Here is a 20,759-nt window from a genome sequence, read left to right as displayed (position 1 = left end):
TTTCACTCCTTAACTTAATTCGGTTTTATTTTCTTTTAAATTATTTTTTACTTTATTTAATAAATATTGCAAAGAATTAATTTCATCTTTAGTGAAATTATTCAAACATATTGAATCAATTTCTGATATAACTTTTTTTAAATTTGTACATGCATTTAATCCTTTTTCTGTTAAATGGATTCTTGAAATTCGTTGATCATTAGAATCTATGCTTTTTGATACAAAACCTGCTTTTTCTAATCTTCTTATCATGACAGTAACAGTTGCAGGTTTAATTTTTGTTTTTTCTGCAATTTCTTTTTGGCTTATACCATCATTTTTGTATATAGTGAAAAGAACAGGGGGTTGTCCTGGATATAAACCTTCTTTTTCTAATGTTTTATGACTAAGAGAAAAGTGACCTCTTAAAACATCTCCTAAAAGTTTATAAAAAGGAAAATTAAATTCATTATCCATAAAATACTCCTTTCTAAATTAGTTAGACGACTAATTATTTTTATATTTTAATATCAATCTATACAAAAATCAATAGATAAAAATTAAAAAAATTTAATAATATATTATATAATTTAATTGTATTTTGTGAGGTGATTATATGAACTATGTATATATAATAATGTGTGGAGATAATTCATTATACACAGGTTGGACAAATAATTTAGAAAAAAGATTTATGATGCATTGCGAAGGAAAAGGTGCTAAATATACTAGAGGTAGAGGGCCATTAAAATTAGTATATTTTGAAGAATTTAAAAATAAGAAAGATGCTATGAGAAGGGAATATCAAATAAAGAAGATGAAAAGAGAACAGAAACTTATTTTAATAAAAAGCTTAAATAAATCTATAGAAAATTAAAAAACTTGTAGCAAATTTTGGAGAAAAAAGTATTTTAAATATATAGACAAAATATAAATTTATGATAAAATTACAAAGAAGGTATAAAATTTGAAAAAGTAGGAGTGTGATATATATAGAATTTAAAGTGTATAATTAGTCTAGAAGCGCCAGAACTTAAATTTGTTTAAGTTGACGAGGTTGGGGAGTTATCGAAATTTTCGGCGGGTGCCCCACGGTATTTACACTACCGATAACGGCTAGCAAAACTATGAAGCAATTTATAGGACAAATCTAGCTTGGTGTAAAAACTTCAATTTAAGATTTTTTTAGTCCTAGGATTATTATGCCTTCTTTCAATTTTGCTAGGATAATTCTTAAAGAAGATGACAATTAAATATTATTTGTGAAGAAAGAAGGAAGATTTTTTATGTGCGGAATAGTAGGATATTTTGGAAATAAACAAGCAACAGACTTTTTAGTAGAAGGATTATCAAAGTTAGAGTATAGAGGATATGACTCAGCAGGAGTTGCTGTTATATCTAATGGAAAGATTGAAGTAAAGAAGCAAAAAGGACGTCTTTCAAATCTTGAAGAAAGTTTAAATAAAGCTCCTATTAATGGAACAATAGGTATTGGTCACACTAGATGGGCAACACATGGAGCGCCATCAGATACTAATTCACATCCACATTTAAGTTCTAAAGGAGATATTGCTGTAGTTCATAATGGGATTATTGAGAACTATATAGAACTTAGAGAATTCTTAAAAAGCAAAGGATGTACTTTTATATCAGAAACAGATACAGAAGTTATACCAAACCTTATACAGTATTATTATGAAGGAGATTTATTTAAAGCTGTAGTTAGAGCTACAAAAGACTTACAAGGAAGTTTTGCTATTGGTGTTATTTCAAACAATGAGCCAGATAAGCTTATTGCAGTAAGACAAGATAGTCCATTAATTGTTGGTCTTTCAGATGAAGAAAATTTTATAGCTTCAGATATTCCAGCAGTTTTAAATAGAACAAATAAAGTATATCTTTTAGAAGATAATGAGTTTGTTGTTATAACAGATAAAGGTGTTGAACTTTTAGATGAAAATGGAAATAAGATAGATAAAGATGTATATGAAGTAACATGGAGTGCAGATGCTGCTGAAAAGGGTGGATTTGATTCATTCATGTTAAAAGAAATACACGAACAACCAAAAGCAATTAAGGATACTATGACTTCAAGAGTATCAATGGATCATGAAATTGTTTTTGATGATTTTAAAATTACAAAAGAAGAACTTGAAAATATAGATAGAATATATATGGTAGCTTGTGGTACAGCATATCATGCTGGACTTATGGGTAAGTATTCAGTTGAAAAATTAGCAAGAATACCAGTTGAAGTTGATATAGCTTCAGAGTTTAGATATAGAAATCCATTAGTTACAGAAAAGTCATTAGTAATTGTATTAAGTCAATCAGGAGAAACAGCAGATACTTTAGCAGTATTAAGAGATTGTAATAAAATAGGTGCTAAAACTCTTGTTGTCACAAATGTTGTTGGAAGCACAATGTCAAGAGAAGCTGATCATGTTATATATACTATGGCAGGTCCTGAAATTTCAGTAGCTTCAACTAAGGCATATACTACACAAGTTGTAATAATGCATACAATAGCAATGTACTTTGCTCAATTACTTGGAACTTTAAAAACAGAGGAAATAAATAAGTTAAAAGAAGAATTATTAATGATTCCTGGAAAAATAGAAGACTTATTAAATGATGCTGACAAAGTTAAAGCAGTAGCAGAATCACTTAAAGACGAAGATGATATATTCTTCTTAGGTAGAGGAATGGATTTTGCTCTTGCATTAGAGGGATCATTAAAATTAAAAGAAATATCATATATTCATTCAGAAGCTTATGCTGGAGGAGAATTAAAGCATGGTCCAATTGCTTTAATTGAAGAAGGAACAAAAGTTGTTTCAGTTCTTACTCAAAGGGATCTAATGGATAAGATGATAAGTAATGTAGTTGAAATAAAATCAAGAGGAGCTATAAACTTTGGAATAACATTTAGAGGAAGCGAAAAAGCTCAAGGGGTTTTAGATGAAGTACTATTTATACCAGAAACTATAGATATGTTTGCTCCAATTCTTGCAGCTGTTGAGTTACAATTATTAGCATATTATGTAGCAAGTCTTAAAGGATTTGATATAGATAAGCCAAGAAATTTAGCTAAATCAGTTACAGTTGAATAATGCTCAATAAAGATGTATAATATCTGAGTTGAGATAAATTTCCAATAAAGATAAGGAGTGGGTTTTTTATGAGAGATGAATTAGTAAGATTAATTAAAGAGTATAAGGATACTGGCAGATGTTTGAAATCGGGTTTAGAATGGATGCCTGATAATGAAGCTGCAAAATCCAAAATTGATATAATAAATATGGTCATTGAAGATTTAGAGAATATAATTAAGTAAATTAATTTAAAAGCTTATGCATTTTTGGCATAAGCTTTTATTTTTATAAATTTTAAAAATTATTTTAATAGTTAGTATATAATTTAGGTTCATAATTTAAGAAAGTTTTTATTAAAAAATATGTATTTAATACTATACAGGATTAAATTAAATAAAATAAAGTAAGAATTTATTTTAAAATGACAATGCGTTGCTGTATGATAATAATATAATGAATAATAAGAAGGAGCATTAAACATGGTTAATATATCAAATTTAATTTTCAAAATATTAGAGTTAGCTATATTGATATTTTTAATTTATATAAAAAAAGATGATTTAGAAGAAGTTTACGGTGAAGAATTTAATAAAAAATATCCTAATAATTTAAATAAATTCTTATATGTATTTATATTATTTTTATGTTTATTATTTTTCACATTAAGAGGGATTGATTCTTGGCTTTATAATGCATTTACTAATTTGATTTTAATGTTAATATCTATGATATTTTTATTAAAATCAAAAGAATATATAAAGTCTGTTAAATTAAGAAAATATGCTATTAAAGAACTTTTACTTTCAGTAATAATAATTATAGTAATTTTAAAATATTTTTTAATAGAAGCTTTTAGTAAAATTATTTAATTATTTTTATAGACAGGGGAAAAGATAATGAACAATAAGAGAGATATTAGAAGATATATTTTAGATAAAAGAAATAAAATTAGTAATATAGAAAAAGAAAAACTAGATAATGAAATTATATATAAATTTATAAATAGTGATGAATACAATGAGTCAAAAGTTATTTTTTCTTATATAGGATTTGGTTCAGAAATAGACACAGAGATAATAATAAAAGATGCATTAAATAAAGGAAAAACTGTATGTGTTCCAAAAGTAAAAGGAAAAGATATGTTACTTATAAAGATAAATTCATTAAATAATTTAATAAGAAGTAATTATGGAATATTAGAGCCTAGTGAAAATGAATCTAATATGAATATAAAAGATTTGGACTTAATAATTATGCCAGGAGTAGCTTTTGATAAATTTAAAAATAGAATAGGGTATGGTGGAGGATATTATGATAGACTTTTATGTAGTTCCAATGTAAATATTAATAAAGTTGTATTAGCTTATGATTTTCAAGTTTTAGAACATATATCAACTGAGGAACATGATATAAAAGTAGATAAAATAATAACAGAAAAAAGGATAATTAAATAATAAATTGCATTAAAAAGAGCTTAGAATTTCTAAGCTCTTTTTTAAAATTATCTTTCTTTATTAGCAATTTCCTTAAGTAATCTAGCTTTGAAGCTTTCAAAATCAATTGAACCTTCATCATCATTTTTTCTACTTCTTACTGAAACTGTATTGTTTTCAGCTTCTTTTTCTCCAACAACTAAGATGTAAGGAGTTCTTTCAAGTCTAGCTTCTCTAATCTTATAACCAAGTTTTTCAGCTCTATAGTCTCCTTCAACTCTTACACCGTTATTTCTTAAATCTCTAACGATTTTTTCAGCATAGTCATTATATTTATCTGATAATGGAAGAACTTTTGCTTGAACTGGTGCAAGCCAAGTTGGGAATGCTCCTGCATATTTTTCAATAAGCATTGCTAAAGTTCTTTCGTAACATCCAATTGATGATCTGTGAATTATATATGGACGTTTCTTTTCACCATTTTTATCAATATAAGTCATGTCAAATCTTTCAGCTAAGGCAAAGTCTATTTGTACAGTTATTATTGTATCTTCTTTTCCATGTACATTCTTAAATTGAATATCAAGTTTTGGTCCATAGAATGCAGCTTCATCATCAGCTTCAACGTAATCTATATTTAAGTGATCTAATATATTTCTCATTATATCTTGAGTATTTTCCCAAGCTTCTGGATTATTTATATATTTTTCAGTGTTATTTGGATCCCATTTTGAGAATCTATAAGAAATATCTCCATCTATTCCTAAAGTACTCATTATGTAATCAATTAGGCTTACAACACCTTTAAATTCTTCTTCTAATTGTTCAGGAGTACATACAATATGACCATCTGCTAAAGTAAATTGTCTAACTCTTATAAGTCCATGCATTTCTCCTGATGATTCGTTTCTAAATAGAGTAGAAGTTTCAGCAAATCTTACAGGAAGATCTCTGTAACTATGTTGCTCTGAATTATAAATTGCATATTGGAATGGGCAAGTCATAGGTCTTAAAGCAAATACTTCATCATCTTTATCTTCATCACCTAAAACGAACATTCCATCTTTATAGTGATCCCAGTGTCCTGAAATTTTATAAAGGTCACTTTTTGCCATTAGAGGAGTTTTAGTTAAAACATAACCTCTTTTTTCTTCTTCATCTTCAACCCATCTTTGAAGAGTTTGAACTATTCTAGCTCCTTTTGGCATTAATAGAGGAAGTCCTTGACCTACATTTTCATCAGTAGTGAATAATTTTAATTCTCTACCAAGTTTATTATGATCTCTTTTTTTAGCTTCTTCCATAGCTTCTATATGAGCTTCTAAATCTTTATTTTTTAAGAATGCAGTTCCATAAATTCTTGAAAGCATTTTATTCTTTTCGTCACCTTTCCAGTAAGCCCCAGCACTTCTTAAAAGTTTTATAGCTTTCATTGGTTTAAGTGACATTATATGTGGTCCTGCACAAAGATCAGTAAAATCTCCTATCTTGTAGAAAGATATTACTTCGTCTTCACCTAAGTCATTTATAAGTTCAACTTTATAAGGTTCATCTTTCATAAGTTCTAAAGCTTCATTTCTTGGAAGTTCAAATCTTTCTATTTCAGGGTTTTCTTTAATTATTTTTTTCATTTCAGCTTCGATTTTAGCTAAATCTTCTGTTGAGAAGGCACCTTCTTTATCAAAATCATAATAAAAACCATTTTCTATTGCTGGTCCTATAGCGATTTTTGTATTTGGGAATAACCTTTTTACAGCATAAGCTAATACATGAGAAGCTGTATGTCTTAAAGCATCTTTTCCTTCTTGTGAGTCAAATGTGCAAAGTTCAAGCTCGCAATCTTCATTTATTGGTTGACGTAAGTCAACAACTTTTCCATCAATTTTAGCACAAAATGTGTTTCTAGCAAGACCTTCGCTAATATTTTTTGCTACTTCTAATACTGATACATCATTTTCAAATTCTTTAATTGATCCATCTTTTAAAGTGATTTTAACCATTTTAAAAAACTCCTTTCTGAAATTTATTTTAAACTTAAATTTAATTACTAAATAAAAAAACTTCGTCTCAAAATTTAGAGACGAAGTATAATATCCGTGGTTCCACTCTAGTTACTCTTAAAAATAAAGAGTCACTTTAATATGTCGTAACGTGACAATTACGGGCTGGATTAGAGCCACTCCGAGGTAGTTTTCAGCTAAGCTTATATAAAAACACTTACAGCTAATGTGTTTTCTCTCTTAATATAAGGGGTTAACTTACTCTTCTCATCAATGCGTTTAATATAAATTTATATAAAATAATTTATCTTAATTATAATCATACAATTTTAAGATGTCAATAAATGCTTTCACAAAGTTCTTCGATTTCTATATTTTGCAATAATTCTTCAGAATAATATGCTTTTCCCATCAATATAAAAATAATTTCCTCTTTTTTATAGCCTTCTTTGTATAATTTTAAGTCTTTTGTCAAACGCTTAATTATATTAGTTGATGCATTTAATATTATACAAAGTTCTTTAAATGAATAAAATCTTTTTGGTAATAGCTTGTATAATTTTTTTTGAAAATTAATTTTATAAAATATATCTGTTTTTAGACAATGATGGGGCCCTTTTTTTCCACGATGATGTTCAGGACATAGATACATATAATTTAGCTCTATATCAAATCCTCCCTCACTTCTATGAACTATATGGTGGATATCGGCTTTTTTATTGCATATTTCACAAAAATACAAATGATTAACCTCCTTAAAGTTTTATGTTATTTACAGAATATTAATATAAATATTTATAAAAATCAAGAATAGAAACAATAAAAAGTAGTATAATATACTATATAGGGTGTATTGTATAGCATATACTTTATAGTATATTATATTGAGATTTATGAGGAAAGGTGATATTTATGAAGGATAATTACAATTCATTCAGTTTTTGGGGCAAAAATGTAAATGATTGCAATGCTGTGAGAGGGCATGCATTCACACATGAAATGCCTAATTCAAAGTCTGTATATATACATGCTTTGATTTTCTCAAATAAAAATGGGATAGAGAGTTTGTATTCATACTTCCCAAATTCCAGAGCCCTTTTAGGTTATCTCCAACATTCATTTATGCAAAAAGCCTTTTATAATTGGGCAAATGGTACAGAAAAATTAATTATGAAAGTACCAGTTTCACCAACAAAAGAATTAATTAATAACTTATATTCTAAAGGTAAAATCACAAAAAAAGAAAAAGAAATTATGAAAGAACAGTATGATGAATTAAGTTATATGTGGGATAAGCCAGAAGATGAAATTTTAAATGAACTTAAAACTTTTACAAGAAAGTTCAATAAAGCTTGGCTTGGAGATAACAGCAAATTTTTGTATATAAAAGTATTTAAAAGAGCTTCAGATTTAGCAGATTTTATAAAAGATTCAGTAATTATGACTGGAAAATGTGAAGAGTTTAAAAATACTATTGGAATTTCAACAGAAGATTTTGTTGAGATATCACATAAAATTTCTCATGATAAAGAAGCAGCTAATGTATTTAGAAAGGTAATACTAGATAAACTAACTGAGGTATTATAAATAAAAAAGTATAGGATAAAACTTAAATTTTATCCTATATTTTATTTGATTAAAGGTATAAATAGGGATTTATGAAAATAAAAATATATTGACATTAATGGTTAGTACTTGTTACAATAAATTAAAAATTAAATAAAGTCTTATCAAGAGTGGTGGAGGGACTGGCCCTTTGAAACCCGGCAACCTACTAAATAATATAGGGAAGACTATAATTTTTCAATGTAATTAATTTTGCATTGGAAATTTGTCATACGATAAATTATTTGGTGTGGTGCTAATTCCAGCAGTTAAATACTGATAGATAAGTGGTGTTTATATAGAGTTTATAAAGCTTCTGATTTCTATCAGAAGCTTTTTTTATTAAAATTAAAGGGGGATTTTAAATTGAAAAATAATAAAACAGGTAGTGTATTGGCATTAATGCCATTATTAGTATTTATAGTTTCATATGTTTCAATATCTTTAATAGCAAAAGATTTTTATGCTGTATCTGTAATAATTCCATTTCTAATTGCAGCAGTTACGGCTTTGATTATGAATAATAAAATTAGTTTTGAGGAAAGATTACATATTTTTTGTAAGGGAGCAGGTAATCCTAATATAATTTTAATGATTTTAATATTTATATTAGCAGGAGCTTTTGCAAGTGTTGCGAAAGCTATGGGTGCAGTTGAATCAACAGTAAATTTAGGACTTTCTGTATTACCTCCAAATCTGTTAATTTCAGGTATATTTATAGTAGCTTGCTTTATAGCTCTTTCTGTAGGGACTTCAATGGGAACTATAGTTGCATTAGTACCAATAGCACTTGGTATATCTGAGAAAACTGGAATTGCGGTTGCTTTAGTGGTTGGCGCAGTAGTAAGTGGAGCTATGTTTGGGGACAATTTATCAATAATATCTGATACAACAATTGCAGCAACAAGAACTCAAGGTTGTGATATGAGAGATAAGTTTAGAATGAATTTTAAGATAGTTCTTCCAGCAGCTATAATTACAGCAATTATTTTTGCTTTTATAACAAGAGGAACACAAGGATTTAGTTTAGGAACTTATGAATATAGCATTATAAAAATAGTTCCTTATATAGGTGTTTTAGTAGCAGCTCTTTTAGGTGTTAATGTTATCTTTGTTTTATCATCAGGTATAATATTAGCCGGTGTTATAGGTATACTTACTTCAAGTTTTGATATAATTGGATTATTTCAAAATTTAGCTACTGGTATTAGTGGGATGAGCGAGCTTATAATAATTTCTTTATTAATATCAGGAATGATAGCTCTTATTGAATACAATGGTGGTATAGAGTATATACTTAACAAAGGAATGAAAAAATTCAAGACAAGAAGAGGAGCGGAGTTTGGAATAGCAGCTCTTACGAGTTTGGTTGATATATGTACAGCAAATAATACTATTGCAATAGTAACAGTTGGACCTATAGCTAAAAATATATCAGATGAATTTGACTTAGAGCCAAAGAGAATTGCAGGAATTATGGATATGTTTTCATGTGTATTCCAAGGAATAATCCCATATGGAGCACAACTTATATCAGCATCATCACTTGCTGGAGTATCTGCATTTCAGATAATGGGGTATTTATATTATCCATATCTTATGGGAATATCAGCTGTAATTGCAATATTTATATATTGGGCAAGAAATAAAGAAGCTAATATTGAAAAAGAAAATTTAAATTTTGTTGATAGTTTATAAATTATTTATATAAAAATATTTATAAAGAAAGAACACTATTTTAAAATAGTGTTCTTTTAATTATTTTAAAGTAACTAAGCATATACTTTGTGATGATATTCCAAGTCCCTCACCAGTAAAACCTAAACCTTCTTCAGTTGTAGCTTTTATATTAATCATATCAAAATCAATATTTAAAGCTTTGGCTATGTTTTTTCTCATTTCTTCTATATGTGGTGCCATTTTAGGTTTTTGAGCAATTATTGTTGAATCGATATTAGTTATTTCATACCCGTTTCTATCTAAAAGTTTCCCTACTTCTGATAATAATTTTATGCTAGAGATTCCTTTGTATTTTGGATCGTTATCTGGAAAATGTGTACCTATATCACCAAGAGCTGTTGCTCCAAGTAGAGAATCCATTATAGCATGAACTAATACATCTGCATCAGAATGCCCAAGTAATCCAAGTTCATAAGGAATATTTACTCCACCAAGTATTAAATCTCTATTTTCTACTAAACGGTGTACATCATAACCTAAGCCTATACGCATATATAATCACCTCTTTGATATTTCTTTTATAAGTTTAGCATAAAAGGATAGTATAAAGAAGTAAAGAAGTTTTATAATTTTTATGCTTAAAAAATATATAAATAATGTATTTTTAACATATATAAATCTTTTATCTTATAATATATTATAAAATATTATGATTATAATATAAATTTTTAAATTCATTTAAAATCAGAATGTATTTATGTATAATTAAGATAGAAAATGATAAAAAACTACAAAAAATATTTTTAAAAGGGGAGAATTGTAATTTGGATATATTTGATAAGAATAAATATAAATTCTCAACTACTCCAAATTTAGTAGAAATAAGTAATAATGTAAACGAACATAGAAAAGAAGAAATATTAAAATTTGAAGAAGAACTTTTTTCTTATAATATTTTAATTAAGGATTTATTTACTTATGTACCAAGTGAAAATGAATTAAATTTAATATTAAATATTGCTTTTTTTATAGTGGGGCAAGTTGAAATTTTAGAATATATAAATAGTCATAAAAAAATACCGTTTAATATGTTATCTAAAAAGGTAAAAAGACATAAGAAAAAATTAATGGAATGGAGCGATTATATAATAGCTTATACTATTATTTTTTCAAATCCTAATTATAAATATTTACAAGACTATTTATCAATTGAAGAAGTTAAAGAAGAAGATAAGAATAAAAATGTGGTTTCTCTTAAGGAAAGAAAAAATAGAAAGAATAAAAAAATAATAATTGAGAAGCTCATAATAGAAAAAAAAGATGGAAATGAAAATAAAGAGGAAATTATAGAAATAAATAATAATGAAAATAATAAAGATGATAAAACAAAAATAGAAAGAGGAATAGTTTTAAAAATATTAAAAAATGGTGTTCTTATACTAACTAGTACAGGAAGGGTTTGTAAGGTTCATAAAGAAGATGGTATAAATATTGGAGAAGAAATTAATTCTGAACCAACAAAAAGAATGAGAGATTTTAAATCATTTATTATTGTTGCTTTAATATTTATTACGGTAGGGGCAGTATTTTTTACTTATAAATATAATACTGTAGATAGAACTATTCTTATAAATACTACATCTAAAGTTAAACTAGAGCTTAATTGTTTTAATAATGTGATAGAAGCGTATTCCCCAACAGATAAAGGTGAGAATATGATTAAAAATTTAGATTTAAATCATGCAAAGCTAGATAATACATTGGAAGGTATTTTAAAATATGCAAAAGAAAATGGTATGTTGCCAGAGAAAGGTGTTTTAATTACTGTAACAGGAGAACCTATAAAATATGGAGCATTAGAAAATACAAGAAGTTATGTAGTTAAAAATAAAATAGATTTAACTATAAACAATGTTGGAAATGAAAGAAGTTTATATAATCATCAAGCAAAAATAAAGGAAGATAAAAATGAAAATTAAAAAAACTAACAACAATAATAGTACAAGAAAAAATAATAATTTAAATAAAAATAAAAATAAAAATAAAAAGATTAGAAATAATGCTTCTATAAATAAATCTAAAAGAAAGAATACTATAAAAGAAAATACTAAAGATGTTATAAAACACTTAGATAGAAGTGAAGAAGTTCGACTAAACAAATATATAAGTGAAACAGGTATATGTTCAAGGAGAGAAGCTGATAAACTTATAGAACTTGGAAAAGTTACTGTTGATGGTAAAGTAGCAGAAATGGGACTTAAGGTTTCTAAAGGGCAGGTTGTTAGAGTTAATGGTAGAATAATTTCAAAAGAAGAAGAATTAGTTTATATAATATTAAATAAGCCAGTTGGAATAACATGCACTACTGAAAAAAAGGTAAAAGGAAATATTGTTGACTTTGTAAATCATAAAAAAAGAATCTTTCCAATAGGAAGGTTAGATAAAGATTCACAAGGATTAATAATGTTAACTAATGATGGTGATATAGTAAATAAAATATTGAGAGCTGGAAATAATCATGAAAAGGAATATATAGTAACTGTTGATAAACCTATAACTGATGAATTCATTTATAAAATGAGTAATGGTGTAAAAATACTTGGAACTATTACTAAAAAATGTTTTGTTAAAAAAGAAGGAGAGAAAACATTTAGAATTATTTTAACTCAAGGTATGAATAGACAGATAAGAAGAATGAGTGAAGCATTAGGATATAATGTTGTTAAGCTTAAAAGAATTAGGATTATGAATGTAAATTTAGATGATCTTAAAATTGGTGAATGGAGAGACTTAACTAAAAAAGAACTTCAAGGAATAAATGATTTAATACAAAAATCTAAGAAGACAAAAGAAGTAGATTTATAAATCTACTTCTTTTTATTATATATTTAAGTTTTATTAATAATAAAATATTTATATAAATTCAAAATATTACTAACATTGTCCACAAAAGGTTGTGGATAACTTGTGATAAAGTTGTTGATATAGCTGTAGATAATTTATTGAAATTTGAAGAATACTAATAAAAAGTTGAATTTTAAAGTATATTATGTAGAAAAAAGGAGTATTTATATGAGAAAACTAAGTATGATAAAGATTTCAATACTAATATTCATAATTTTTTTTATCACAAACTTTGCACAGGGTATGTGGATAACTTGTTTTGGGTATAATAATAAGTTAAATGAGAATAAATTTATTATTGAAAAGAATATAAAAGAGAATAATAAGTGTATAGAAATTAATGTAAGTTATCCACAATTAGTTCCCAATTCGTTAAAGTTAATAAATAATGAAATAAAGGGATGGACTGATGACTGGATTAATGATGTAAAGGGAATATTGAATGATTATAAAAAGGCAGGATATATATGCAATATGCAATATCAATTAATTTCACAATTTTTTATAACTTTAGAGAAAGAGAGTTTAATGAGTTTCTATATAGATTATTATCAATTTACAGGAGGAGCACATGGCATAACAACTAGAAATGCATATACTGTAGATATTGAAAAGGGAGAAAAATTAAAAATAAAAGATTTATTTAAAGATGGATATGATTATAAGTTGTTTATAGACAAAGAAATTAATAGACAAATAGATTTGAATAAAGATAAATATTTTGAAGGTTCAGAAGGTTTTAATGGGATAAATGATGATGTTAAATTTTTTATAAGAGGAGATAATTTAGTTATATATTATGGACAATATGAAATAGCACCATATGCTTCAGGAATTCCAGAGTTTAATATACCTATACAAAAATTTGATGGTAACTTTATATATGATAAAATTAAATAAAGTAAAGAAATAGAGGTGAAATAGGATGGGGGAATTAGAGAAGGTTTTAATAAAGCAAAAAGAGTTTTATAGAAGCAAAAAAACTTTGGACATTGATTTTAGAATACACAATTTAAAAAAATTAAAATCAATCTTAAAAAATAATGAAGATAAAATATTAGAATCCTTGAAAAAGGATTTAAATAAATGTTATTTTGAAGGATATTCTACAGAGCTTGGCATAGTATATGAAGAAATAAATACTATGATAAAAGGTTTAAGGAAATGGAGTAGAAGGGAACGAAAAAGAAGTTCAATAGTATATTTTCCAAGCAAGGCATATGTTTATAAAGAACCTTATGGAGTTTCTTTAATAATAGGTCCTTTTAATTATCCATTTCAATTAACAATTGCTCCTTTAATAGGGTCAATTGCTGGTGGAAATTGTTCTGTTATAAAACCATCAGAAAGATCAAAGCATACATCAATACTTTTAGAAGAAATTATAAATAATAATTTTGATGAAGGATATATAAAAGTTGTTGCCCCAGAAGTGGGAAAAGAAGCCGTATCAGAATTATTATCGCTTAGATTTGATTATATATTTTTTACTGGTAGTGTTACAGTTGGTAAAATTGTAATGGAAGCAGCAGCTAAAAATTTGACACCAGTAACATTAGAACTTGGTGGGAAAAGTCCATGCATTATAGATAAAGATGCAAATTTAAAATTAAGTGCAAAAAGAATAGTTTGGGGAAAACTTTTAAATGCAGGACAAACTTGTGTAGCACCAGATTATTTATTTGTACATAAAGATATAAAAAATGAATTTTTAAAATTATTAGTTCATGAAATAAAAAAACAATATGGAGAAAATATAAAAAATAATGAAGAATATCCAAAGATAATAACAAAAGATGATGTCATTAGATTAACTTCATATTTAAATGAAGGTAATATATATTATGGTGGAAATTTTAATATAGAAGAGAGATTTATTGAACCTATCATATTGACTAATATTAATGAAAATAGCAAAGTAATGTCTAATGAAATATTTGGACCTATTTTTCCTATACTTGAATTTAATGATTTAAGTTATGTTATAGATTTTATAAATAATAGAGAAAAGCCATTATCACTTTATTATTTTTCAGAAGATAAAAATAAAATAAACTATGTAATTAAGAGTACAACATCTGGTGGTGCAACAATAAATGATACTGTAATACAAGTGGCGTCAACATATATTCCTTTTGGAGGAGTTGGTAATAGTGGTATTGGAGAGTATCATGGTAAAGTAAGTTTTGAAACTTTTACTCATAGAAAATCAGTAGTCCATAGAGGTACATTTATTGAATTACCATTTAGATTTGCACCATTTAAGAATAAATTAAAGCTTGTTAAGAAGTTAATGAAATAAAAAAAACTCCAACCTAAAATTGGTTGGAGTTTTTTTATATGGTAGCTTCTTTGCTATCTTCTTTAGAATTTTGTTTTGTAAAGGATTCTTTAAATACTTTAATACCTTGTATTATAACTGTAGGTAAGAAAGCTAAAAGATAAATAAGCCCTATTTGAGTTACATTAAGTGGAGCTATTTCAAATAACTTTTGTAGTGGTTTAACAAATAAAACTAAGTTTAGAAGAATAGCACCTGTTAAAAAAGCATATATGCTATATTTATTAGTAGTTAAACCAAGTTTAAATATTGAAGATTTACTACGACAGTTAAATCCATGAAATAATCTAGCCAAGCATAATGTAGAGAATGCCATTGTAGCACCAATAGCGGCACTAGATTCAAGTCCAATATGGAATGAAATTATAGTAAATATTGCTATAATTAAACCTTCTATTACTATGTCAGTAATAAAACTTTTATTTAATATGGATTCTTTACTATTTCTTGGTTTTTCTTTTAAAAGATCTTTAGTTGGGTTTTCTACACCAATTGCAATAGCTGGCAAACTATCTGTTAAAAGATTAATAAACAATAAATGAACTGGCATAAATGGTACAGGAAGTGCCATTATTGATGCATAAAGTACAGCTAGTATACCAGAAGTATTACCAGATAATAAGAACTTAATTGAGTTTTTTATGTTTGCATAAACATTTCTTCCGTTTGTAACAGCTTTAATTATAGTTGCAAAGTTATCATCAGTAAGTATCATAGACGCTGCATCTTTTGATACCTCAGTTCCAGTAATCCCCATTGCAATACCTATGTCAGCTTGTTTAAGTGCAGGAGCATCATTAACTCCATCACCAGTCATAGCTACTATATTACCTTTATTTTGCCAAGCATTAACTATTCTAATTTTATGCTCTGGTGAAACTCTAGCATAAACAGATATATGATCAAGTCTTCTTGATAATTCTTCATCATCCATTTTATCAAGTTCAAGTCCTGTTATAGCCATATCACCATCTTGCAATATACCAATTTGTTTTGCAATTGCAGAAGCAGTAATCTTATGATCTCCTGTAATCATAATTGGTTTTATACCAGCAGTTAAGCAGTCTTTTACAGCTTCGGCAGATTCTATTCTTGGAGGATCAATCATTGATATTAATCCTAAGAATGTATAGTTTTTTTCATCATCTAAAGTTAAATCGCGAACTTCAGGAAGTTCTCTGTAAGCAAAAGCTAAAACTCTTAATCCGTTTTGTGAAAGTTCCATATTAGTATCTATTATATTTTGCTTATCTTTTTCTGTAATAGGTTTTATTCCCTTAGAAGTTTTAATGGAAGTAATTCTATTTAAAAGTACATCGACAGCACCTTTAGTGAACATTATAGTATTACCACTAATCTCATGAACAGTACTCATAAGTTTCCTATCTGAATCAAAAGGTAATTCTTTTAACCTTTCAAATTCAGATCTTATATCAGTTTCTTTTAAGTTATATAAGTGAGCAAGATTTACTAAAGCAACTTCAGTTGGATCGCCTAGCTCTTGGCCATCTATACATGTTGAATCATTACATAAAATAGCACCATTTAAAAGATATTGTTCTACTTCATTTGATAAATCAAGTTTTTCAGAAGGAATAAGTTTTTCATCAACATATATTTGTTTTGTAGTCATTTTATTTTGTGTTAAAGTACCAGTTTTATCTGAGCAGATAATTGAAACAGAACCTAAACCTTCAACAGCTTTAAGTGATTTAATTATTGCATTTTCTTTTGCCATTTTTTGAGTACCTATAGCTAGTACAATTGTTACTATTGAACTTAAAGCTTCTGGAATAGCAGCAACTGCAAGAGCGACAGCAAACATTAATGAATCAAGTATTGGTGTATTTCTATAAACGCTTAAACAAAATACTACTGCACAAATAATAAGTATTATTATTGCTAATTTTTTTGAAAAGTCATCTAAGCTAATTTGTAAAGGTGTTTTCTTTTCTTGAGTTTGTTCCATAAGTGTAGCAATTTTACCAAGTTCAGAATTCATTCCAGTGGCAGTAACAATTACTAAAGCACGTCCATAAGTAACTAATGAACTAGAGAAAACCATATTTTTTTGATCACCTAAAGCAAGCTCGTCCTTATTTATGCAATCAGAAGTTTTTGTAACACTTTCTGATTCACCAGTTAAGGCACTTTCATTAACTTGGAGTGAATAATTTTCAATAATTCTACCATCAGCAACAACTAAGTCCCCAGCTTCTAGTATTAAAATATCACCAGGAACTATATCTTTTGAAGGAATTTCAGTTTTAATTCCATTTCTAATTACCTTAGCAGTAGGAGCAGATAGAGCTTTTAAACTATTTAAGGATTGTTCAGCTTTAATGTGCTGAATAGTTCCAAGTATTGAGTTTAAAATAATAACTGCAAAGATTACTATAGTACTTTCAATATTACCAGTTGTCATGGATACTATACCTGCAATTATAAGAATTATTACAAGTAAGTCTTTAAATTGTTCAAAGAAAACTTGAATTGTACTTTTTTTCTTCTTTTCATTTAAAGCATTATAGCCATATTTTTCTCTTTTAGCCTTAACTTCATTGTCAGTTAATCCTTCGGTTGTAGTACCAAAGTTTTTTAAAACTTCATTAGCTGGCTTGTTAAAAAATTGTTTCATAAAAATTTCTCCTTTCAAAATATAATATTTAATACAAAAAAAAGAGACTTTTAATATAAATCATAAGTTTATGATTTATATTAAAAGTCTCGTAACCACTAGGGTATATAACACCAGGTATAAATAATACCGCGTTTGTTGACGTTATATTTTAAACTACTCCCTTTTAAGACGCTTATTAATTTATTAACTTAAGGATAATACTTACAACTTTAAAAGTCAACAATATAGAAAGAAGTTTCATTGTTAAATGTATGTAAAAATTAATATATAAATAAACTTATAATTTTAAATATATAAATAAAAATAAGTTATTTTTCGCTAGATTTAAGTTCTTTATTTAAGAAGTATGAAATAATAGTTCTAATAATAACTATTGAAGCCAATACTAATATATCTTGAATAGATGGATTTAATATTGATTCAATTATGTCTGCACATATTAAAATTTCAAGTCCTAATAAAATGTAAGTTCCTAAATAATTTTTAATTGTTGTAATTTTTTTTACTGTATCAAGTCTATCATTAGTTTTTAATTCTAATTTTACAAATGCAATAAAAGCTAGAATAACTCCCCATACAATAATAATTACTGAGCAGCTATTTAATATAAAAGTTAATATTTTTAATATTTCTTTAAGCAAAGAGTACCACCTCCTTTTAAAATAAATTATTAAAAAGTTATTTTATTATATTTTAATAATATTCTTAGATTTTTATTTTGATATTATTTATATTTTTAAAGTCATATGATTAAATTATTAGAATCATTACTTTTAAATTTAATTTTACTTTCTTCTTTTCTTTAGAAATTTTTTGTATAAGATATATATACAAAAAATAATAATTAATACTACTATAATAAAACTATAGTCTTTAAGTATTTTACTAATAAGTTGTGTATTTTCTCCAAGAAAATATCCTATAACTATCAATAAAGTATTCCATAAAATTATTCCACCTAATGAATATAAAATAAAATGTATAATATTAAATTTTAATGTTCCAACAACTAGCGATATATAAGTTCTTGTAAGTGGAACTAAACGAGTTAAAAATACAGATGATTTTTGATATTTTATTATAAAATGATTTATTTTACTTATACTTTTTCTTGAACTTGGAAATTTTCTTTGTAAAGATTCTATTATTAATGAACCACCAAAGTATCCTATAGCATAACAAGTGAGAGAACCTAATATTCCTCCAAGTACACTAACAAATATAGCACCAATTAATGAAATTTTTCCAGTAGCTGCAAGTAATCCTACAAAAGGAAGTAATACTTCACTTGGTAATGGAAGGCAAGCATATTCTAAAAATACTGCTATAAATACTCCCATATAACCGAAGTTACCTACTAAAGAAACAATAATATCTACAAAGTTATTTAAAAAATTCATAGCTAAATCCTCCATATATATATTATGAAAAGTATAGCCTTTATATGTTAAAAATATGTTTTATTAAAGTTAAATTTAAGTATTATAGCAATGAAAAAGTTTTATTGCACAAAGTAATAAAAAATAACATAGAATACACTATAGTATTACATGGAGTTGAAAAGGTGTGATATACGGGCTTATTTTAGCTGGTGGAAAGGGGAGTAGACTTTATCCGTTGTCAAGAACAGAGAATCCTAAGCAGTTTCTTAAAGTAATAAACGATAAAAGCTTCTTAGAAAATACTGTTGATAGAATAACTCCTCTAATAGAAAAAAATAATATTTACGTAGTTACAAATCAAGATTATAAAGAAAAGATAGCTGAAGAACTTAAATGTATAAAGAGAGAAAATATTATTACAGAACCTATGAATAAAGAAACTGCTACATGTATAGGACTTTCAGCAGTTAAGTTATTAAAAAAAGATAGAGATGCAGTAATGATAGTTTTACCATCAGATCACTATATAGAAAATGAAAAAGAATATATAGAGACTCTTGCCCAAGCTGTTGAATTAGCAAATAGGAGAAGATGTATAGTAACCTTAGGGATATATCCAACAAGACCAGAAACTGGTTACGGATATATTGAAATGGGCAATAAAATTAATGGCAATAGACCAGCATATAAGGTAGCTAGATTTACTGAAAAACCTAATATGGAAGTTGCAAAGGATTTTATATATAAAGGAACTTATTTGTGGAATTCTGGAATGTTTATATTTAGAGCTGATGTAATAATAAGGGAAATAGAAAAATATCTTCCATTAATGCATAAGCCTTTAATGGAAATATATAAGTATATAGGAGAAGAAAATGAAGAAGAAGTAATAAAGGAACAATATAAGCTTATAGATGGTATATCCATAGATTTTGGAGTTATGCAAAAAACTAGAAAAGCTTATGTTATAAAGTGTGATTTTACATGGGATGATATAGGTAGTTTTAGTGCTTTAAGTAGATTTTTAGAGAAACAAAATAGTAATTCAGTATCTGAAAATGTATATTTAGAAGAATGTGAGAATTGTTCTGTATTTGGTAAAAAAAGCTTAATAATAGGATTAGGTGTAAAAGATATTGTGATAGTTGATGCAGGTGATGTATTGCTTGTTATGAATAGGGAAAAAGATCAGGAAATAAAACATCTTTTAAATAAACTTGAAGGCAAAAAAGATTATAAAAAGTATTTATAAAATATAAAAGAAGGTATAAAAGCCTTCTTTTATTTATGTAATTTAAAATGGATATAAAGTTTATAAATACATAATAAAAATGTTTTGAAAAATGGTTATTTATATTATAAAATTATTTTACAATGTAATTTAATTACATAAAATTTTAAGGGTATGGGAGAAGAAAAGATGGGGAAATTATTTTTATTTGTATTCTTAGTAGGAATATTTATAGTAAACTTATTAATTAATATAAATAATGATTCAGTTTACTTAAACAAAAATATATAAGAGATGATAATTGTTTTTAGAGCGAAGATTCATATTTAACTCATTTGAATCTTCGCTTTTTGTTTTATAAATGTAAATTAATGAAAATTATAAACCAATAATTTGAAAAATATTTTCTTTAAGTGAAAATATTTTTTAAAAAACTATTGAAAAATATTAAGAAAATGATTACAATGT

At 26.3% G+C, this 20,759-nt stretch carries 19 protein-coding genes, 1 riboswitch and 1 other annotated feature; of the genes, 12 read left to right on the top strand and 7 right to left on the bottom strand.

All coding sequences use genetic code 11. The features are described from left to right. Nucleotides 1-9: 9 nt before the first annotated feature. The gene (locus tag AC4FQ1_RS10085) at nt 10-456 is read right to left on the bottom strand and encodes a MarR family winged helix-turn-helix transcriptional regulator (RefSeq protein WP_303130599.1); all 447 of its coding nucleotides are present in this window, start codon (nt 454-456) and stop codon (nt 10-12) included. Nucleotides 457-595: 139 nt separating this feature from the next. Between AC4FQ1_RS10085 and AC4FQ1_RS10080 the strand changes: the two genes are divergently transcribed. The 5 genes from AC4FQ1_RS10080 to AC4FQ1_RS10060 all read left to right on the top strand — a co-directional run bounded on the left by AC4FQ1_RS10080 (nt 596) and on the right by AC4FQ1_RS10060 (nt 4,528). After that, nucleotides 596-856: a GIY-YIG nuclease family protein gene (locus tag AC4FQ1_RS10080; protein ID WP_491148851.1), complete on the top strand. Its 261-nt coding sequence runs from the start codon at nt 596-598 to the stop codon at nt 854-856. A gap of 409 nt (nt 857-1,265) precedes the next feature. Next, the gene (gene glmS / locus AC4FQ1_RS10075) at nt 1,266-3,092 is read left to right on the top strand and encodes a glutamine--fructose-6-phosphate transaminase (isomerizing) (protein ID WP_491169599.1); all 1,827 of its coding nucleotides are present in this window, start codon (nt 1,266-1,268) and stop codon (nt 3,090-3,092) included. 68 nt (nt 3,093-3,160) lie between these two features. Next, nucleotides 3,161-3,316: a hypothetical protein gene (locus tag AC4FQ1_RS10070; protein WP_303130594.1), complete on the top strand. Its 156-nt coding sequence runs from the start codon at nt 3,161-3,163 to the stop codon at nt 3,314-3,316. A gap of 237 nt (nt 3,317-3,553) precedes the next feature. Further along, a complete protein-coding gene (locus AC4FQ1_RS10065) occupies nt 3,554-3,943 on the top strand; it encodes a hypothetical protein (RefSeq protein WP_491169598.1) in 390 nt (129 codons plus the stop codon). A 27-nt stretch (nt 3,944-3,970) separates the two neighbouring features. Then, nucleotides 3,971-4,528: a 5-formyltetrahydrofolate cyclo-ligase gene (locus tag AC4FQ1_RS10060; protein ID WP_491169597.1), complete on the top strand. Its 558-nt coding sequence runs from the start codon at nt 3,971-3,973 to the stop codon at nt 4,526-4,528. A 47-nt stretch (nt 4,529-4,575) separates the two neighbouring features. Here AC4FQ1_RS10060 and thrS read toward each other — a convergent pair whose 3' ends face one another. Together thrS and AC4FQ1_RS10050 are read right to left on the bottom strand one after the other, a co-directional pair. Further along, the gene (gene thrS / locus AC4FQ1_RS10055) at nt 4,576-6,507 is read right to left on the bottom strand and encodes a threonine--tRNA ligase (RefSeq protein ID WP_491169596.1); all 1,932 of its coding nucleotides are present in this window, start codon (nt 6,505-6,507) and stop codon (nt 4,576-4,578) included. A 73-nt stretch (nt 6,508-6,580) separates the two neighbouring features. Further along, nucleotides 6,581-6,790 (bottom strand) — a binding site (T-box leader). A gap of 54 nt (nt 6,791-6,844) precedes the next feature. Next, a complete protein-coding gene (locus tag AC4FQ1_RS10050; protein ID WP_303129853.1) occupies nt 6,845-7,249 on the bottom strand; it encodes an HNH endonuclease signature motif containing protein in 405 nt (134 codons plus the stop codon). Between the two features lie 170 nt (nt 7,250-7,419). Between AC4FQ1_RS10050 and AC4FQ1_RS10045 the strand changes: the two genes are divergently transcribed. Together AC4FQ1_RS10045 and AC4FQ1_RS10040 are read left to right on the top strand one after the other, a co-directional pair. Next, nucleotides 7,420-8,094, top strand: a complete 675-nt coding sequence (locus tag AC4FQ1_RS10045; protein WP_303129851.1) for a hypothetical protein — start codon at nt 7,420-7,422, stop codon at nt 8,092-8,094. 137 nt (nt 8,095-8,231) lie between these two features. Continuing rightward, a riboswitch (SAM riboswitch) is annotated at nt 8,232-8,402 on the top strand. A 76-nt stretch (nt 8,403-8,478) separates the two neighbouring features. Beyond that, on the top strand, nt 8,479-9,810 hold the full coding sequence (locus AC4FQ1_RS10040) for a Na+/H+ antiporter NhaC family protein (protein ID WP_303129849.1): 1,332 nt from the start codon (nt 8,479-8,481) through the stop codon (nt 9,808-9,810). Nucleotides 9,811-9,870: 60 nt separating this feature from the next. Here AC4FQ1_RS10040 and ispF read toward each other — a convergent pair whose 3' ends face one another. Continuing rightward, nucleotides 9,871-10,344 carry a 2-C-methyl-D-erythritol 2,4-cyclodiphosphate synthase gene (gene ispF / locus AC4FQ1_RS10035; protein ID WP_303129848.1) on the bottom strand — a complete coding sequence of 158 codons (474 nt, stop codon included), beginning with the start codon at nt 10,342-10,344 and terminating at the stop codon, nt 9,871-9,873. 272 nt (nt 10,345-10,616) lie between these two features. Between ispF and AC4FQ1_RS10030 the strand changes: the two genes are divergently transcribed. The 4 genes from AC4FQ1_RS10030 (at nt 10,617) to AC4FQ1_RS10015 (ending at nt 14,998) form a co-directional block, all read left to right on the top strand. Then, nucleotides 10,617-11,771 carry an anti-sigma factor domain-containing protein gene (locus AC4FQ1_RS10030; RefSeq protein WP_491169595.1) on the top strand — a complete coding sequence of 385 codons (1,155 nt, stop codon included), beginning with the start codon at nt 10,617-10,619 and terminating at the stop codon, nt 11,769-11,771. Next, the gene (gene rluF, locus AC4FQ1_RS10025) at nt 11,761-12,657 is read left to right on the top strand and encodes a 23S rRNA pseudouridine(2604) synthase RluF (RefSeq protein WP_491169594.1); all 897 of its coding nucleotides are present in this window, start codon (nt 11,761-11,763) and stop codon (nt 12,655-12,657) included. The genes AC4FQ1_RS10030 and rluF overlap by 11 nt, the downstream gene beginning before the upstream one ends. Before the next feature lie 207 nt (nt 12,658-12,864). Further along, nucleotides 12,865-13,596 (top strand): DUF3298 and DUF4163 domain-containing protein, encoded by a 732-nt coding sequence (locus AC4FQ1_RS10020; protein WP_287567636.1) that lies wholly within the window; start codon nt 12,865-12,867, stop codon nt 13,594-13,596. 25 nt (nt 13,597-13,621) lie between these two features. Beyond that, on the top strand, nt 13,622-14,998 hold the full coding sequence (locus AC4FQ1_RS10015) for an aldehyde dehydrogenase (protein WP_491169593.1): 1,377 nt from the start codon (nt 13,622-13,624) through the stop codon (nt 14,996-14,998). Between the two features lie 34 nt (nt 14,999-15,032). Here AC4FQ1_RS10015 and AC4FQ1_RS10010 read toward each other — a convergent pair whose 3' ends face one another. From AC4FQ1_RS10010 to AC4FQ1_RS10000, 3 genes are all read right to left on the bottom strand, one after another. Then, complete coding sequence (locus AC4FQ1_RS10010; protein WP_491169592.1) at nt 15,033-17,675, bottom strand: cation-translocating P-type ATPase; 2,643 nt, start codon at nt 17,673-17,675, stop codon at nt 15,033-15,035. Between the two features lie 311 nt (nt 17,676-17,986). After that, the gene (locus AC4FQ1_RS10005; RefSeq protein WP_303129834.1) at nt 17,987-18,319 is read right to left on the bottom strand and encodes a DUF1622 domain-containing protein; all 333 of its coding nucleotides are present in this window, start codon (nt 18,317-18,319) and stop codon (nt 17,987-17,989) included. 144 nt (nt 18,320-18,463) lie between these two features. Further along, nucleotides 18,464-19,078, bottom strand: coding sequence for a DedA family protein (locus AC4FQ1_RS10000; protein ID WP_491169591.1), 615 nt, complete (start codon nt 19,076-19,078; stop codon nt 18,464-18,466). A gap of 166 nt (nt 19,079-19,244) precedes the next feature. Here AC4FQ1_RS10000 and AC4FQ1_RS09995 point away from each other — a divergent pair, with 166 nt between their 5' ends. Continuing rightward, the gene (locus tag AC4FQ1_RS09995) at nt 19,245-20,312 is read left to right on the top strand and encodes a mannose-1-phosphate guanylyltransferase (RefSeq protein ID WP_491169590.1); all 1,068 of its coding nucleotides are present in this window, start codon (nt 19,245-19,247) and stop codon (nt 20,310-20,312) included. The last annotated feature ends 447 nt before the right edge of the window (nt 20,313-20,759 follow it).

Source organism: Clostridium sp. TJA020 (assembly GCF_058310295.1).
Note: the sequence above shows the minus strand (reverse complement) of the source record. Positions and strands in the feature narration are given on the sequence as shown.